The sequence below is a fragment of the Streptomyces hygroscopicus genome, assembly GCF_026168105.1.
Lineage (GTDB): Bacteria > Actinomycetota > Actinomycetes > Streptomycetales > Streptomycetaceae > Streptomyces > Streptomyces hygroscopicus_D.
In genome coordinates, this window is record NZ_LBMW01000082.1 from 1 (window position 1) to 17,159 (window position 17,159).

The 17,159-nt window shown below is 69.5% G+C and carries 12 protein-coding genes and 1 pseudogene; 6 read left to right on the forward strand and 7 right to left on the reverse strand.

Features of this window, described 5'->3' with window-relative positions; all coding sequences use genetic code 11:
• From AAW14_RS37500 to AAW14_RS37515, 4 genes and pseudogenes are all read left to right on the forward strand, one after another.
• A pseudogene (locus AAW14_RS37500) lies at positions 1-1,634 on the forward strand (YwqJ-related putative deaminase); the annotation flags it as partial.
• Positions 1,634-2,002, forward strand: a complete 369-nt coding sequence (locus AAW14_RS37505; protein ID WP_265568946.1) for a toxin-antitoxin system YwqK family antitoxin — start codon at positions 1,634-1,636, stop codon at positions 2,000-2,002. The pseudogene AAW14_RS37500 and the gene AAW14_RS37505, both read left to right, overlap by 1 nt.
• A gap of 355 nt (positions 2,003-2,357) precedes the next feature.
• Positions 2,358-4,643, forward strand: coding sequence for an ATP-dependent RecD-like DNA helicase (locus AAW14_RS37510; protein WP_265568947.1), 2,286 nt, complete (start codon positions 2,358-2,360; stop codon positions 4,641-4,643).
• 225 nt (positions 4,644-4,868) lie between these two features.
• Positions 4,869-6,158 (forward strand): citrate synthase, encoded by a 1,290-nt coding sequence (locus AAW14_RS37515; RefSeq protein ID WP_265568948.1) that lies wholly within the window; start codon positions 4,869-4,871, stop codon positions 6,156-6,158.
• 681 nt (positions 6,159-6,839) lie between these two features.
• On the opposite strand, the gene AAW14_RS37520 is transcribed toward AAW14_RS37515, so the two are convergent.
• The 3 genes from AAW14_RS37520 to AAW14_RS37530 form a co-directional block, all read right to left on the reverse strand.
• The gene (locus tag AAW14_RS37520; protein WP_265568949.1) at positions 6,840-9,110 is read right to left on the reverse strand and encodes a heavy metal translocating P-type ATPase; all 2,271 of its coding nucleotides are present in this window, start codon (positions 9,108-9,110) and stop codon (positions 6,840-6,842) included.
• A gap of 86 nt (positions 9,111-9,196) precedes the next feature.
• Positions 9,197-9,436, reverse strand: coding sequence for a heavy-metal-associated domain-containing protein (locus AAW14_RS37525; RefSeq protein WP_265568950.1), 240 nt, complete (start codon positions 9,434-9,436; stop codon positions 9,197-9,199).
• Positions 9,437-9,547: 111 nt separating this feature from the next.
• Positions 9,548-10,291, reverse strand: a complete 744-nt coding sequence (locus tag AAW14_RS37530) for a TetR family transcriptional regulator (protein WP_265568951.1) — start codon at positions 10,289-10,291, stop codon at positions 9,548-9,550.
• Positions 10,292-10,463: 172 nt separating this feature from the next.
• Here AAW14_RS37530 and AAW14_RS37535 point away from each other — a divergent pair, with 172 nt between their 5' ends.
• Together AAW14_RS37535 and AAW14_RS37540 are read left to right on the forward strand one after the other, a co-directional pair.
• Complete coding sequence (locus tag AAW14_RS37535) at positions 10,464-12,707, forward strand: MMPL family transporter (protein ID WP_265568952.1); 2,244 nt, start codon at positions 10,464-10,466, stop codon at positions 12,705-12,707.
• 66 nt (positions 12,708-12,773) lie between these two features.
• Positions 12,774-13,817 carry a zinc-dependent alcohol dehydrogenase family protein gene (locus tag AAW14_RS37540; RefSeq protein ID WP_265568953.1) on the forward strand — a complete coding sequence of 348 codons (1,044 nt, stop codon included), beginning with the start codon at positions 12,774-12,776 and terminating at the stop codon, positions 13,815-13,817.
• Here AAW14_RS37540 and AAW14_RS37545 read toward each other — a convergent pair.
• From AAW14_RS37545 to AAW14_RS37570, 4 genes are all read right to left on the reverse strand, one after another.
• Positions 13,798-14,418 carry a GNAT family N-acetyltransferase gene (locus AAW14_RS37545; protein ID WP_265568954.1) on the reverse strand — a complete coding sequence of 207 codons (621 nt, stop codon included), beginning with the start codon at positions 14,416-14,418 and terminating at the stop codon, positions 13,798-13,800. The two genes, AAW14_RS37540 and AAW14_RS37545, sit on opposite strands and share 20 nt — an antisense overlap.
• Positions 14,419-14,514: 96 nt before the next feature.
• A complete protein-coding gene (locus tag AAW14_RS37550) occupies positions 14,515-14,715 on the reverse strand; it encodes a helix-turn-helix transcriptional regulator (protein ID WP_265568955.1) in 201 nt (66 codons plus the stop codon).
• 346 nt (positions 14,716-15,061) lie between these two features.
• Positions 15,062-16,099 carry a chaplin gene (locus tag AAW14_RS39580; RefSeq protein WP_322741163.1) on the reverse strand — a complete coding sequence of 346 codons (1,038 nt, stop codon included), beginning with the start codon at positions 16,097-16,099 and terminating at the stop codon, positions 15,062-15,064.
• 137 nt (positions 16,100-16,236) lie between these two features.
• Positions 16,237-16,428, reverse strand: a complete 192-nt coding sequence (locus AAW14_RS37570) for a chaplin (RefSeq protein WP_265568956.1) — start codon at positions 16,426-16,428, stop codon at positions 16,237-16,239.
• Positions 16,429-17,159: the final 731 nt, after the last annotated feature.

A 17,159-nucleotide genomic window follows, 5' to 3' on the forward strand; every position in this document is an offset into this window, starting at 1 on the left:
GTGCGGGTCTGTCGAAGATCGGCGACATCGCGAAGGGGCTGAAGGGCGTCGCCGGCATCGACATCCCCAAACTCCCGGAGAACGCAATCACGTTGCCCGAGGGCGCGGTGAAGCTCCCGGACGGCACGGTGCACCTGCCGGAGGGGTCGGTGATCCCGAAGGACGCGGTGAAGCTCCCGGACGGCAACTACCGGCTCCCGCACGACGCGCCGGTGCTGCCCGAGGGGACGACCAAGCTGCCCACGGGGGAGGTCGCCCCGGCGCGGTACCTGGACCCGCAGGGCAACATCCTCGATCACCAGGGCAACGTCGTACAGCACGCGGGCGACGCCCCGAAGGAACCGGGCGGCACCGACCTCCACCCTGCCACGGGATCGGACGTCCCGCACACGCCTTCCCCGCTGAAGGAACCGGCCCTGGTGGGCGCGGCCACCCCGACCGTCGACCACGCGGGCCAGTCGGTCCACCTGGGCAGCGACCTGGGCGATGCCGGCCGTACCGGCGACCACGCGGCGTCACATGCCGGCGCCGAGAACGTCCCCCCGGTCCACGTCGGCGGAGACCACGTACCGACGGTCCACGCCGGAGGCGATGGCCTGCCGGGCGGGCACGCCGGTGACCAACTCCCGGGCGGCCATGCGGGCGACAACCTGCCGGGCGGCCACGCCGGAGACCACCTTCCGGGCGGGAGCGCCCACGAACACAGCGCAGGCCCCTCCGCCGGCCACGAACCGCCGAGCGGTCACTCCGGTGGTGATGGTGGCGGTTCGGGCGATCCGCACTCTGGTACGCCTCACCACGATGACTCTGCTGTGCACCACCATGCCGACGGCAGCACCCATGGTGGTGGAGATGGGCAGGTGACCCACACCGAGGGCCACGGCAGCAGTGAATACCCCGATCACACGGTCGAATCCCATGGTGGAAGCGGAGCGCACCACGAGACCGGTCATGAGGCAGCCCCTTCGCACGGTCACGACGGTTCGCCGCCCTTTGACAACGCTCAGATCGACAACAACCCCCTACCTCCCCCCGGGCCCGGCGAGAAGCTCCTCGGCGACTTGCCGGAAAGCCGCCTCCAACGCACAGAAGACGGCCTCATCTCCCAAGTGGACGGTCGGCCAGTCAGCGAATTCCTGGACCAGGTTTCTCATGAACGTGCTCTGGAGTACTTGCAAGCAAAGGAATCCGGAGCCTTCCCACGTGCCCAGACAGGAGCCTGTGTCGGATCGGTAGTGGACCTGCGCACCGGACGAGTGGTAGAGGGAATCAACGGACCCAAGGGCGCGGCTGGACTGCTGCCTCTGGACCGTGTGCATCCTACGTTGCTTGAACGCTACGAGCAGATCGCCGACGCGCCACCTCACCGAGCGCCTATCCTTGCTCACGCCGAAGTGAAGGCGGCGAATGAGTTGCTCTGGGCACGTCGGGAACTCGGGCTCCCGGACGACGCCTCCGCATTGAGAGAGCTGCGGGCGTCGGTACAGTTCCCCTTCCAGCCGAACCCGGAGACAGGGGTGCATCCCCGCCCGGCGCCCTTCTGCGGCAACTGCAACCATATGCTGGAAGGTATGCCCAGCAGCTATGGGCGCTTCCTCAAGGACCCTCCTGGACCCGAGAACTGGATTCCCTGATGAGCATGCACCGAATTGATATTGATGATCCCGACGTGACCATGGACGACGGCGAGCGTCTTTACTATCGGGGCAACCCCTTCACCGGCGAGGCCGTCGAGTATCAGCTGGGTGCACTCGTCAGTCTCATCACGTACGAGGATGGAGTCGAAGACGGCCCCGTCCGCGAGTGGTACACAGACGGCACTCTCAGGTCGGAGGGGGTCATGCGGGACGGGTTTCCTGCCGGTGAGTTCAGGCGATGGCACCCGAACGGCAGACTCGCGGCCCGGACAGTCATGAGTGCCAACGGGCTTCGGCAGTTGGCACAGTTTGAATGGGATGAAGAGGGAAATCCGACGAAGGAATGGCACGCGGAAAGCAAATGATTTCACTAATTCCGGTTGCCGGTGGAACGGAGCTCTTGCGACGGGTTACGGAACTGGAGGCGCTTCCGGCACACACGGAGACGGGCGCCAGAACTTTTCGATCAGGACGTCAGCGCGTCGGACGTTCGAGGAAGTTTCGAGGTGCCGTTCCGATACGACGTGTTCACGCACGCTCCCGGCTTTCGACGCATGGGTCGGCGAGTTGTGCAACGGCGAGGTGAGGAGCGGCTCCGAGGCGTTCTGGGCGGTGTCGAGTCGTACGTCGATGGCTTGCCGGATGGCCCCGAGTCGTGAGCGGTGCCGGGATGTCCCCCACCCACCCCCGTCTGTCACCCCCCGGCGGTAGCGTCGGATCATGACCCAGGAGGCGAGTCGGGCGGGGCAGGCAGGGCAGGCAGGTGCCGAGGAGCGGCGTCTGGCCGTGCTGGAAGGCGTGCTCGAGCGAATCACTTACGCCAACGAGGAGAACGGATACACGGTCGCCCGCGTCGACACCGGCCGCGGCGCCGGGGACCTGCTCACCGTCGTCGGCGCGCTCCTCGGCGCCCAGGTGGGGGAGTCGCTGAGGATGGAGGGACGCTGGGGCTCCCATCCCCAGTACGGCAAGCAGTTCACCGTGGAGAACTACACGACTGTCCTCCCGGCCACCGTCCAGGGCATCCGCCGCTACCTCGGCTCCGGCCTCGTCAAGGGCATCGGCCCCGTCTTCGCCGACCGCATCACCCAGCACTTCGGCCTGGACACCCTGCAGATCATCGAGGAGGAGCCGGGGCGGCTGATCGAGGTGCCCGGCCTCGGCCCGAAACGGACCAGGAAGATCGCCGACGCCTGGGAGGAGCAGAAGGCGATCAAGGAGGTCATGCTCTTCCTGCAGACCGTCGAGGTCTCCACGTCCATCGCCGTGCGCATCTACAAGAAGTACGGCGACGCCTCCATCTCCGTCGTCAAGAACCAGCCCTACCGCCTGGCCGCCGATGTCTGGGGCATCGGCTTCCTCACCGCCGACCGGATCGCGCAGTCCGTAGGCATCCCGCACGACAGCCCGGAGCGCGTCAAGGCCGGCCTCCAGTACGCCTTGTCGCAGTCCGCCGACCAGGGCCACTGCTACCTCCCCGAGGAGCGGCTCATCGCGGACGCGGTCAAGCTTCTCCAGGTCGACGCCGGGCTGGTCATCGAGTGCCTGGCCGAGCTGGCGGCGCCCCCGGAGGACGACTCCGACCCCGGTGTCGTACGGGAGAGGGTCCCCGGACCGGACGGCGGCGAACCGGTCACCGCCGTCTACCTCGTCCCCTTCCACCGCGCCGAACTCTCCCTCTCCGCCCAGCTGCTGCGGCTCCTGCGCACGGACGAGGACCGTATGCCCGCCTTCCGGGACGTGGCCTGGGACAAGGCGCTGGGATGGCTGAAGGGGCGTACGGGAGCCGATCTGGCACCCGAGCAGGAGGCGGCCGTACGGCTGGCCCTGACCGAGAAGGTCGCCGTCCTGACCGGAGGACCCGGCTGCGGCAAGTCCTTCACCGTACGGTCCGTCGTCGAACTCGCCCGCGCCAAGCGGGCGAAGGTCGTCCTGGCCGCCCCCACCGGACGGGCCGCCAAGCGTCTGTCCGAGCTGACGGGGGCCGAGGCCTCCACCGTGCACCGGCTCCTCGAGCTGAGGCCCGGCGGCGACGCGGCGTACGACAGGGACCGCCCGCTCGACGCGGACCTGGTCGTCGTCGACGAGGCGTCCATGCTCGATCTGCTGCTCGCCAACAAGCTGGTGAAGGCAGTGCCGCCCGGCGCGCACCTCCTCTTCGTCGGTGACGTCGACCAGTTGCCCAGCGTCGGCGCCGGGGAAGTCCTCAGGGACCTGCTCGCGGACGGCAGCCCCGTCCCCGCCGTCCGTCTCACCCGTGTCTTCCGCCAGGCCCAGCAGTCCGGTGTCGTCACCAACGCGCACCGGATCAACTCGGGGCAACACCCGCTCACCGACGGTCTGAAGGACTTCTTCCTCTTCGTCGAGGACGACACCGAGGAGGCCGGCCGGCTCACCGTGGACGTGGCGGCGCGGCGGATCCCGGGCCGGTTCGGCCTCGACCCGCGCCGGGATGTGCAGGTGCTCGCGCCCATGCACCGGGGACCGGCCGGCGCGGGCGCCCTCAACGGGCTGCTCCAGCAGGCGATCACCCCCGCCCGCCCCGATCTGCCCGAGAAGCGGTTCGGCGGGCGCGTCTTCCGCGTCGGCGACAAGGTCACCCAGATCCGCAACAACTACGAGAAGGGTGAGAACGGCGTCTTCAACGGCACCGTGGGCGTGGTCACCGCGCTCGACCCGGTCGACCAGCGACTGACGGTACTGACGGACGAGGACGAAGAGGTTCCCTACGAATTCGACGAACTCGACGAGCTGGCACACGCCTACGCGGTGACCATCCACCGCTCACAGGGCAGCGAGTATCCGGCGGTGGTGATCCCGGTCACCACCGGAGCCTGGATGATGCTTCAGCGGAATCTGCTCTACACGGCGGTTACCCGCGCCAAGAAGCTGGTCGTCCTTGTCGGCTCCCGCAAGGCGATCGGCCAGGCGGTCCGCACGGTCTCGGCGGGCCGCCGCTGCACGTCCCTGGACTTCAGGCTGGCCCCCGGCCCCCTGACGAGTTGAGCCCCTCCGGGTCGATCGAAAAAAATGATCGATCAAATGAGTCGCGAAGGTCACAGAGCACTTCCAGAACCAGGGCGAAGGGGGCAGGATGAGCAGATTGGCGGCACTCAGTGCCGCCAATGAGCCCAATGGTCGACCCCGAGTGCACTCTCCTGAGCCAAATGGGGGATGGTAGAGACAGTCAGGGCACCTCGAAGATGAGGCACTACGTCGGTGAGGGAAGACGTGAGCGACAACTCTGTAGTACTGCGGTACGACGGCAGCGAGTACACCTACCCGGTGGTCGACAGCACCGTCGGCGACAAGGGCTTCGACATCGGGAAGCTCCGCACCCAGACCGGTCTGGTCACCCTGGACAGCGGCTACGGCAACACCGCTGCCTATAAATCCGCCGTCACCTACCTCGACGGTGAGCAGGGCATCCTCCGGTACCGCGGCTACCCGATCGAGCAGCTGGCCGAGCGTTCCACCTTCCTGGAGGTCGCCTACCTGCTGATCAACGGCGAGCTGCCCACCGTCGACGAGCTCTCGTCGTTCAAGAACGACATCACGCGGCACACCCTGCTGCACGAGGACGTCAAGAACTTCTACAAGGGCTTCCCGCGCGACGCGCACCCGATGGCGATGCTGTCCTCGGTGGTCTCCGCGCTGTCCACCTTCTACCAGGACAGCCACAACCCGTTCGACGAGAAGCAGCGCAACCTTTCGACCATCCGCCTGCTTGCCAAGCTTCCGACGATCGCCGCGTACGCCTACAAGAAGTCGATCGGCCACCCCTTCGTCTACCCGCGCAACGACCTCGGGTACGTCGAGAACTTCCTGCGCATGACGTTCTCGGTGCCCGCGCAGGAGTACGAGCTCGACCCGGTCGTGGTCTCCGCCCTCGACAAGCTGCTGATCCTGCACGCGGACCACGAGCAGAACTGTTCGACCTCCACGGTCCGTCTGGTGGGCTCGTCGCAGGCGAACATGTTCGCCTCGATCTCGGCCGGCATCAACGCGCTGTGGGGCCCGCTGCACGGCGGCGCCAACCAGTCCGTGCTGGAGATGCTCGAGGGCATCCGCGACTCCGGCGGCGACGTCGACACCTTCATCCGCAAGGTGAAGAACAAGGAGGACGGCGTCCGCCTGATGGGCTTCGGCCACCGGGTCTACAAGAACTTCGACCCGCGTGCCAAGATCATCAAAGCCGCCGCGCACGACGTGCTCTCCGCCCTCGGCAAGGAGGACGAGCTCCTCGACATCGCGCTCAAGCTGGAGGAGCACGCGCTGTCGGACAGCTACTTCGTCGAGCGCAAGCTTTACCCCAACGTGGACTTCTACACCGGTCTGATCTACCGCGCGATGGGCTTCCCGACCGAGATGTTCACGGTCCTGTTCGCCCTCGGCCGCCTTCCGGGCTGGATCGCCCAGTGGCACGAGATGATCAAGGAGCCGGGCTCCCGCATCGGCCGCCCGCGCCAGATCTACACGGGCGTTGTGGAGCGCGACTTCGTTCCGGTCGAAGAGCGCTGAGCCTCGGACGCAGCTGAGCACCGCAGGCAGCCGAGCACGGCAGGCGGCTGTGCAGGCTGACAGCTGAGCACGGCAGACGGCTGAGCAGGCTGACAGCTGAGCACGGCAGGTACGTGAGGCGTACGCCGTCGTAGAGCGGCGTACGCCGTGTGCTTCCTGCGGGGCGTACGCGGGATGCGCACAAACAGGCGAAAGGCGCCCCAGTGCGTCAGTCCCCCCACGGGCCGACGACCGGGGCGCCTTCCCATGTCCCGGTGCGGATTCCCCCCACGGGATCCGGCCGGGCATCTGCGGGACAGCGCCTGAATCGCTGCGAGCAAAACGAGCAAAACTCGACGTACCACTGCGGTGCGGTCTGCCGGGACGCGTACGGACGGGAGGGCCGCTCAAAGCTCCCCGGTGTACGTGCCCCGGCAACGCAGTGCCTGGGAACGTCCCCCAAGACATCCCCAGATGTCAGTCACGCCCCCCAAGACGCTCCCGACATCGCCAACTTAGACTCACGAACCCTTCCGTTGGTTACGTTCACATCACTGTGATCTGCGTCTCTTGCATATGTCCTGAAGATACGCAAGAGCCTCGATATGGCGATCGAGGCCCCAGCGTAAGGATGATGCGCGAGCCTTGTGAAGAGCTTATGTGAGGCACGCGTCGGACTCTAGAGGGACTCTTACTCCTCCGTCAGGAGAATGCCCGGAGTCGAAGGCTGTTCGTCACCACGAACACCGAGGAGAAGGCCATGGCGGCACCCGCGATCATCGGGTTGAGCAGCCCGGCGGCGGCCAGCGGCAGCGCGGCCACGTTGTATGCAAAGGCCCACGCCAGGTTGCCCTTGATCGTGGCCAGGGTCCGCCGCGACAGCCGGATCGCGTCCGCGGCCACGCGCAGGTCCCCGCGCACGAGGGTCAGATCGCTCGCCTCGATCGCGGCGTCGGTCCCGGTACCCATGGCCAGGCCCAGATCGGCGGTGGCGAGCGCGGCCGCGTCGTTGACGCCGTCGCCGACCATGGCGACGGTCCGCCCCTCGCGCTGCAGCCGCCTGACGGCCTCGACCTTGTCCTGAGGCAGCACCTCGGCGATCACGGCGTCGGCGTCGATGCCCACGGCGCGCGCCACCGCCTCGGCAACCGCCCGGTTGTCGCCGGTCAGCAGCACCGGCGTCAGCCCCAGTGCCCGCAGCTGCCGTACCGCCTCGGCGCTCGTCTCCTTGATCGCGTCGGCGACGGTCACGACACCGAGTGCCACTCCGTCCCGCGCGACCACCACGGCCGTGCACCCGTCCGCCTCGGCCTCCGCCTTCGCCCGGGCCGGCGCCTCCGGAAGCGTGTCCGGGAACCGGCCCACCGTGATCTCCTGGCCCTCCACGCGCCCGCGCACGCCGAGCCCGGGGACGTTCTCGAAGCGCTCCGGCACCGGAAGGTCACCGACGCGCTCCTGGGCGCCTGCCGCGACCGCCTGGGCGATCGGGTGCTCGGAGGCGTGCTCCAGGGCTCCTGCGAGCCGCAGGACCTCCTTCTCGTCCATGCCCTCGACGGCGTACACCCCCTGCAGGGTCATCCGGCCGGTGGTGACCGTCCCGGTCTTGTCCAGGACCACCGTGTCGACCCGCCGCGTGGACTCCAGCACCTCCGGCCCCTTGATGAGGACGCCGAGCTGAGCGCCGCGGCCCGTACCGACCATCAGTGCGGTCGGAGTGGCGAGCCCCAGCGCGCAGGGGCAGGCGATGATCAGCACCGCGACGGCCGCCGTGAAGGCGGCGACCGTGTCGCCGGTGACGCCGAGCCACACCCCGAACGTGCCGAGGGCGATCAGCAGCACGACGGGCACGAAGATCCCGGAGACGCGGTCGGCGAGGCGCTGCACCTCGGCCTTGCCGTTCTGCGCGTCCTCCACGAGCCGTGCCGTCCGGGCGAGCTGGGTGTCCGCACCGACCCGGGTCGCCTCGACGACCAGCCGGCCCCCGGCGTTCACGGTCGCACCGGTCACCGGGTCGCCCACGGACACGTCGACCGGCACCGACTCCCCGGTCAGCATGGACGCGTCGACGGCCGAGGCGCCCTCCACGACGGTCCCGTCCGTGGCTATCTTCTCACCGGGTCGTACGACGAACCGGTCGCCGACGGTCAGCCGGGCCACCGGCACGCGCACTTCGCGACCGTCCCGTACCACCGCGACGTCCTTCGCGCCCAGTTCGAGCAGCGCCTTCAGGGCCGCGCCCGCGCGTCGCTTGGAGCGGGACTCCAGATAGCGGCCGAGCAGAATGAACGCGACGACACCCGCGGCGACTTCGAGGTAGATGGTCGAAGATCCGTTCGTACGGGAGACGGTGAGGTCGAAGCCGTGGCGCATGCCGGGCATTCCGGCATCCCCCCAGAACAGCGCCCACAGTGACCAGCCGAAGGCCGCGAGCGTACCGACCGAGACGAGCGTGTCCATGGTGGCCGCGCCGTGCCGGGCGTTCGTGAACGCCGCCGTGTGGAAGGGCAGTCCGCCCCAGACGACGACGGGTGAGGCCAGTGTCAGCGAGAGCCACTGCCAGTTGTCGAACTGCAGGGCCGGGACCATCGCCAGCAGGACGACGGGCAGGGCGAGCAGGGCGGAGACGGTCAGGCGCTGTCGGAGGGCCGCCGTCTCGGGGTCTTCCCCGGGCGCCGCGGAGTTCTCCGGCTCCCGGGGTGGTTCGGGCCGTTCGGGTAGCGGCGGCGGGGGTACCTCGGCCGTGTAGCCCGTCTTCACCACGGTGGCGATCAGGTCGGCGACCTCGATCCCGTCGGCGTACGAGATCTTCGCCTTCTCGGTGGCGAAGTTCACCGTGGCGGCGACTCCGTCCATGCGGTTGAGCTTCTTCTCGACCCGGGCCGCGCAGGAGGCGCAGGTCATGCCCCCGATCGTGAGTTCGACCTCGGAGCGTACGGCTCCCGCTGTCGGAGTGGGTGCTGCGGTGCTGGTCATGTCCGGACTCCAGACATCGGACCGGGCCGTACGGAGCCAGTATCAGCTGGTCGGTACGGCCGGGTCGGAGAGCAGGTGCTGGCCGTTCAGGCCTTGCCGGCGAGTTCGAAGCCCGCCTCGTCGACGGCGGCGCGCACGGCCTCGTCGTCGAGGGGCGCCGAGGAGACCACCGTGACCTCGCCGGTGGACGCCACGGCCGTGACCGAGCTGACGCCGGCGATCCCGGAGATCTCGCCGGAGACTGAGCCTTCACAGTGTCCGCAGCTCATCCCGCTCACCTTGTAGACGGTCGTCACGGAGCCCGGGGTGTCGGTCTGCGCGGCCATGTCGATACTCCTCGGGGAGGCGTGTGGGGCTGACGTGAATCACAGTATACCCCTAGGGGGTATTCATCAAAGAAGGTTCGGGGCCGGGCGGGGCGACCCGTCTTCGGCTGCTCAGTCGCGGTCGTCGTCCAGCAGGGGCTTGAGGTAGCGGTACATCGCGGTCTTCAGCTCGGCGATGTACGCCTCCCGTTCGGCGCCCTCGTGGGACATGATCAGGTCGAGGCCGGCCTTGAAGAGCGCGAGCAGCATGTTCGCGGTGCGGGTGCGGTTGTCGGGCTGGGCGCCCGGCAGGTATCCCGCGACGATCTCCTCGATGCGGGTGAGCGAGGCCGCGTGCAGGTTGCCGTGCTCCTGGGCGATCGGTCCGGGAGCGTCGGGGCCGTGCAGCAGGACGCCGAAGGCCGGGTTCTCCACGTTGAACGCGATCAGCGGGTCGAGCGCCGCGTCGAGCAGCTCCTCGAGCGGAAGCCCGATGTTGTCGTCGGCGAGCGCCCGGCCCTGTGACTCCTGCCACTGGTGCAGCAACTGCTCACTGAGGCCGACCGCGATCGCCTCCTTGTTCGGGAAGAACTGGTAGAGCGTGCCCGGCGATACGCCGGCCTCGCGGGCGATCGCGTTGGTGCTCGCGGCGGTGTAGCCGGTGCGGCAGAAGACCGCGGCCGCGGCTTCCAGGAGCTGCGCGATACGGCGCTCGCCGCGGGCCTGTCGGCGGCGCGGCCTGCCTTCGCGCGGCTGCTGCTCGGTGTGCGGCTGCGGCTCGGCCTGCCACTCCTGCTCGGCCGGCGGCCGCTGCTCCTGGGCCGGCTCCACGGTCGGCCCGATGACCGGCCCCTCGACCCGCTGGCTCTTGGGCACGCGTTATCCCCAGCTCTCGGAACGCGATTGACAAACGCGAGCGGTCGCTCGCATTCTTGAGAAACGCGAGCAACGACTCGTGTTTGCCATTCTATGGGCAATGGACGACCCATGCTGCCTGCACGGACACGGATGTACGGGTGCGGGGTCACGGTGAAGGGGACACCGCGTCATGTCCGAAGTCAACCGCGGGAGCGGCCGGGAAAAGGTCGGCGGAGGGGGTGTGCCGGGACCGGGCGGATGGACCCGGCTGGTGACCGCCCGGCCCCGGCTGTCGTTGCTCCTCGCGCTGGTGCTCACCGCACTCGCGGTGGTCGCCGGCAGCGGTGTCGCCGACCGGCTGGGCAGTGGCGGCTGGGAGGACCCGGCCGCGCAGTCCACCTACGCGACCCGGGCGCTGGAGCGGGAGTTCCCCGGCTCACAGCCCAATCTGCTCCTCCTCGTGGACGCGGGGCACCGGTCCGTCGACGACCCGGCGGTCGCCGCGGAGGCCAAGCGCCTGATCATGCGGCTCGCCTCCGAGCGGGGCGTCACGGGAGTCGGTTCCTACTGGCAGTCGGGCCTACCCGCGCTGCGCGCCCAGGACGGCCACGAGGCGCTGATCGCGGCGCGCATCACGGGTGAGGAGAAGACCGCGAGCGACACCCTGGATCTCATTGCACCCCACTACCGGGGTGCGCATGGCCCGGTGGAGGTCAAGGTCGGCGGCCCGGTCGCGGTGCGCTCCGAGATGCAGAGGACCATCCGTGAGGATCTGACCCGGGCCGAGCTGATCGCCCTGCCGATCACCCTCGTGCTGCTCGTGATGGTCTTCGGCAGTGCGGTCGCGGCCCTGCTGCCGCTGGGCGTCGGCATCGTCGCCATCCTCGGCACCAACGCCGTGCTGCGGGGGCTCACCGAGTTCACCGACGTCTCCGTCTTCGCGCTGAACCTCACCACGGCCCTGGGCCTCGGCCTCGCCATCGACTACGCGCTGTTCATCGTGCGCAGGTTCCGCGAGGAGCTGTCCACGGGGGCCGACCCGTTGGGCGCCGTCGCGGTCACCCTGCGCACGGCGGGCCGCACGGTCCTCTTCTCCGCCCTGACGGTCGCCGTCTCCCTGGCCGCGATGCTCGTCTTCCCGCAGTACTTCCTGCGTTCGTTCGCCTATGCGGGCATCGCGGTGGTGCTGCTGGCCGCGGGAGCCGCACTGGTCCTGCTCCCGGCGGCCCTGGTGCTGCTCGGCCACCGAGTGAACGCCCTCGATCTGCGACGGCTCCTCCGGCGCGGGACGCCCGGGGAGGACGGGCAGGGGGCCGCCTGGGGCCGGATGGCGGCGCTGGTGATGCGGCGCGCTCCGCTCTTCGCCGTGGCCACCTCCGTCGGACTGGTGATCCTCGGACTGCCCTTCCTCGGCGTGAAGTTCGGCACGGCCGACGACCGCCAGCTCCCCTCGGGCGCCGAGTCCCATGTGGTGCAGCAGCACATACGGGACGGGTTCCCGGGCAGCCCCGGCGGCGGCCTGGAGGTGCTGGCCGAGGGACGGGCGACTCAGCCGCAGTACGCGGCGTACAAGGCCCGGATCTCCGCGCTTGCGGAGGTGCGGCAGGTGGACGGACCGCTGGTGAAGGGCGAGAAGGCGTACTTCACGGTGCAGCCGAAGGGTGAGGCGGTGGACGTCGGCGCCCAGCGACTGGTCGGCGAACTGCGCGCGACGGCCGCCCCGTTCGACACCTCGGTGACGGGCACCGCGGCGGTCCTGGTCGACTCCAAGCATGCGATAGCCGACCGGCTGCCCTGGGCGGTGGGCTTCATCGCCGCGGTCACCCTGCTCCTGGTCTTCCTGCTGACCGGCAGCGTCCTGATACCCGTCCAGGCGGTCGTGCTCAACGCGCTGAGCCTGACAGCGATGTTCGGCGCGGTGGTCTGGGTCTTCCAGGACGGCCATCTGTCGGGCCTGCTCGGCTTCACCAGCCCCGGCTCGATCGAGACGACCCTGCCGGTCCTGATGTTCTGCGTGGCGTTCGGTCTCTCCATGGACTACGGCGTGTTCCTGCTGTCCCGCATCAAGGAGGAGTACGACCACAGGGGCGACCATCGCGAGGCGGTGCGCTTCGGGCTGCAGCGCACCGGCGGGCTGATCACCGCAGCGGCGGTCATCCTGGCGGTGGTGATGGTCGCCATCGGTACCTCCCGGGTCACCAACACCAAGATGCTCGGCCTGGGCATCGCCCTGGCGGTCCTGATGGACGCGATGGTCGTCCGCAGCCTGCTGGTCCCGGCGGTGATGCGGCTGACCGGCCGCGCCACCTGGTGGGCCCCGGCGCCACTGCGGCGCTTCCACCAGCGGTTCGGGCTGCGCGAGGAGGAGCCGGCCGTGACCGTGGAGCGGAAGGAGGCGGACCGGGACCGGGACAAGGCGGGGGCGCGCGGCTAGCGTTCCCTCCGGAGGGATGGTCTCCAGAGGCGCTGGGGACGGGACACGGGCGGAGGGTTCGGTCGTATGCGCGCTGTGGTGTTCGAGCGGTACGGGGAACCGGCCGAGGTGCGCGAGATGGCGGACCCGGTGCCGTCCGAGCACGGAGCCGTGGTGCGGGTCGAGGCGACGGGTCTGTGCCGCAGCGACTGGCACGGCTGGATGGGCCACGACCCGGACATCACGCTCCCCCACGTACCGGGGCACGAACTCGCCGGTGTCATCGAGGAGGTGGGCGTCCGGGTGACCGGCTGGCGGCCCGGCGACCGGGTCACCGTTCCCTTTGTCTGCGCCTGCGGCGGGTGTCCGTCCTGTGCGGCGGGCGACCAGCAGGTGTGCGAGCGGCAGACACAGCCGGGTTTCACGCACTGGGGGTCGTTCGCACAGTACGTGGCCCTGGAGCACGCCGATGTGAACCTGGTGGCGGTGCCCGAGGAACTGTCGTTCCGGACGGCCGCCGCCCTGGGGTGCCGGTTCGCCACTGCGTTCCGCGCTGTAGTCCAGCAAGGCAGGGTGACGGCGGGGGAGTGGGTCGCCGTGCACGGCTGCGGGGGCGTCGGCCTGTCGGCCGTGATGATCGCGGCGGCTGCGGGGGCGAAGGTCGTCGCCGTCGACGTATCACCTCAGGCGCTGGATCTGGCCCGGAAGTTCGGGGCCGCGGAGTGCGTGGACGCGGTGCGCACCGAGAACACGGCGGCGGCGGTCCGTGATCTCACCGGCGGCGGCGCCCATGTCTCCCTCGACGCCCTCGGATCCCCGGCGACCTGCGCCGCGTCGGTGAACGGCCTACGCCGGCGCGGCCGTCACCTCCAGGTCGGCCTGCTGTCCTCACGCGACGGCACCACCCCCCTGCCCATGGCCCGGGTCATCGCCCTGGAACTGGAACTCCTCGGCAGCCACGGCATGGCGGCCCACACCTACCCGCCCATGCTCGAACTGGTCCGCTCCGGCGCCCTGCGCCCCGACCTCCTGGTCACCTCGACGATCCCCCTGGACGCGTCCCCCGCTGCCCTCGCGGCCATGGGGACGGCACCGGGCCAGGGGGTGACGGTCATCGAACCGTGGACGTGACCCGACCGGCCTCGGGGCGACCCCGGTGGACGGCCCACTCGTCCTCGAGGAGGGACATGAGCGTCTCGTCCACCCACCGCCCTTCCCGCCACTGCGCCTGCCGCCGGAGGCCCTCCACCACGAATCCGACCTTCTCGTAGACGCGACGCGCGCGGTCGTTGTGGGCGTACACCTCCAAGGAGATGCGGTGCAGGCCCAGCCGCTCGAAGCCGTACCCGACGATCAGCCGGGTCGCCTCGGTACCGATCCCGCGACCGCGCCCACGGGGCCCGAGGAGCGTCCGGAACGTGCAGCTGCGGGCCGAGGGGTCCCATGCGTGGAGGACCACCTCGCCGAGGACTTCCCCGGTGGCGAGGTCCGTGACGGCCAGATCGAGCCGGTCGCTCTGCACGAGACGGGAGGCGTACCAGGACCGCAGCCGTTCCAGGGTGAGCTCGTTGGACGGCTCGAAGGTGAAACGGATGACCTCGGGGTCCTGAAGGATCTCCGCGATCGGCACGGCGTCCTCCTCGGTGAAGGGCCTCAGGAGCGCCTTCGCACCGGTGAGCACGGGCTTGGCGGAGAAGTCGGCGGACGGGAGGTGGGCAGCCACGGGTTCCATCCGGGGATTCTCGGCGTCGCCACGGAGCACGAGCAACGCGACAACGGCCGAGTGGCCCGCCCCGGAAAGGGCGGGCCACTCCATGGGATGCGGTCGTCAGGTGTCTCCGCGGTTGCGGTTGCCGGGGCGGGAGGCGACCCAGGCTCTGACCGTGTCCGCGTACCAGTAGGGTTTTCCGCCCTCCACATGGTCGGGCGGGGGCAGTAGACCGTGCTTGCGGTAGGACCTCACGGTGTCGGGCTGCACCCGGATGTGTGCGGCGATGTCCTTGTACGACCAAAGGCGGCGGTCGGTCATCAGTGGCACCTCCCCGCGCGCGCCACGGCGGCGACCAGGGGGAGGCCGTCGGGGGAGCCGGGCACTGCGCTGGTGATCACAAAGCCTGTGCTCCCTCAACGACATGGGGTGCGCCGGGGTCAGGGCCTGTGAACAGGGTGTGACAGAAGAGCCATGGACCCGGGACATGTGTGACAGGGCGAGGTTCTTTGTGACACGAGTGATGAACTTCCGGCCGGCGTGGCGTGGACAGGAAACGGCCCAGGGGCGGCACCCGACGAATGGGCGCCGCCCCTGGGCCGTGGGCGGTGGAGATGCGCATGAGCGGTGGCACGGGTGCCCGGCGGGGGGCCCGGCACCCGGTGTGCTACCGGTGGGAGGACACGCGGCCCCGGCGGTACAGGATGAGACCGCCGGTCAGCATCGCGACGCTGACGGCCGAGGCCGCGATCACGCCGTCGCTACCGGTCTTGGCCAGCACGGGCGCCTGGTGCGCCCCCATGCCGCGCGGGGCGACCGCGGGCGTGCCGACATGCGGCATGTGCGGCATGTGCGGCATGTTCGGCGTCTTCTGCGGCGAGGTGCCGACCTGGGGCGACCGGGCTCCCTGGTCGTTGACGGGCAGGTGCTGCGACACTCCGGAGCCGGCGTTGTTCTGGGTGGTGCCCGAACCGACGTTGCCGCCCGTCTGGCCCGAGCCGCTGTCACGAGGCGTCTGGGCCGGAACGGCGGGGACGCCTTGCACCGGAGGCTCCGCCGGAGCGGGTGGCACGGTTGCCGGCTGAAGGGGGGCCGGCTGTGCGGCGGCGGGGGCGCAGCCGTTGCCGGACACCGGGTTCAGCCCTCCCACCGCGGTGACTCCGTTGCCGCAGAGGTTGATCGGGGCGTTCACGGGGACCTGGACGGTGTTGCCGGAGGCGACGCCGGGCGAGTCGGTCGTGGTGCCGGTGGCGTGTGAGCCCGAGGCCGTCGTCTGCTCAGCGGAACCCTGCGAACAGCCGTTGCCGGACGCCTGGTTCAGCAAGGCCGCCGCGTTGACCGTGTTGCCGCAGAGGTTGATCGGGGCGTTCACGGGGGCCTGGACGGTGTTGCCGGAGGCGACGCCGGGCGAGTCGGTCGTGGTGCCGGTGGCGTGTGGGCCCGAGGTCGTCGTCTGCCCGCCCGAACCATGGGTGCAGGCGTTGCCGAAGGCCTGGTTCAGCAAGGCCACCGCGTTGACCGTATTACCGCAGAGGTTGACCGGAACGTGCACCGGGACCTGAACGGCGTTGCCGGACGCGACACCGGGTGATCCGGACGCGGTGCCGTCGGCGTGCGAGTCGGCGTGCACCGGGCTGCCGCACAGGGACAGAATGCCCGTCGCGGCAGCCGCCGCGACCATTCCCCTGCTCAGGGTCTGTCGCAATCTCGTTGTCTTCCTGCTGGTAGAAGTAGGTGAAGGGGGAAGGCCGGCCCCGAAACCGAAAAGACGCAGTCCAAGGCCGGCCGCGACCCGGCCGGACGGCTGAAAGAAAGGGACCTCAGCCGTCGGTGGCCATGACGTCAGCTGGCCGAGCAGCCGTTGCTGGACGCCGGGTTCAGCAACCCGACGACGCTGGCCGTATTGCCGCACGCGTTGACCGGAATATGAACGGGGATCTGGACGAGGTTCCCGGAGGCGACGCCCGGGGAGGTGTTCGCGTCGCCCTGGGCACCCGAGTCGGCCATGGCCGGGGCGGCCATACCAAGGGCCATGATGGCGCCGGCGATGGCGGCAGCGCTCTTCTTGTGCTTCACGTACTTTCCCTTCTGTGCGGTCGTGCCCCTGTGACGGCCGAAACCGAGCGAGCACAGCTTGAACGGCTCGCCGCACGACCTGCAGTCTGTGAAACGAGGAATAGAGGGCCCAAGCAACTCCCGATCGAGAGGCGCCGCGCAATTCACCCGAATGCCATGGCCTCATTCATGCGCAAGGTGCGCAGGTGGCATTGACGAGGGCCGACCCGGCGCCGAGCCGTTCGCCGGTGCATCGGAAGGGAATAATCACCCGACCGGATCTCTCGGCGGTGGATAATTGTGGTAATCCGCTGGTGGAATCAGAACTCGAGTCGTCCCATGGGTATTCGGCGTCCCAGTCGCCGTACAGCACCTCGAGAGGATCGGCTCGGTGCGGGAGACCCCGGGTTCGCGTGGTCGACCGCCTTCTGAACGTCCGCGCGAGCGCGTGCAGCGTGCCGTGCGGCGCCAAGAACGCCGCGCGGGCCGCCGCCGAGGCGGTGGGAGATCCTCCGCCGGCCTAAGGGCTGTCCCGTAATCCCCGGCGGGCGCACGACGACAGCTACGGCACCTCGCTGCGTTGTCGGATCGACCGAATACGCCCAGTATGAGGACGACCCTCCGCCTTGCGATGCACCGCATCTGACGCCGCGCGCTGATCCACCGGGGATTACGGGACAGCCCTTAGCTTGATCTTTAACCTGTGCGGC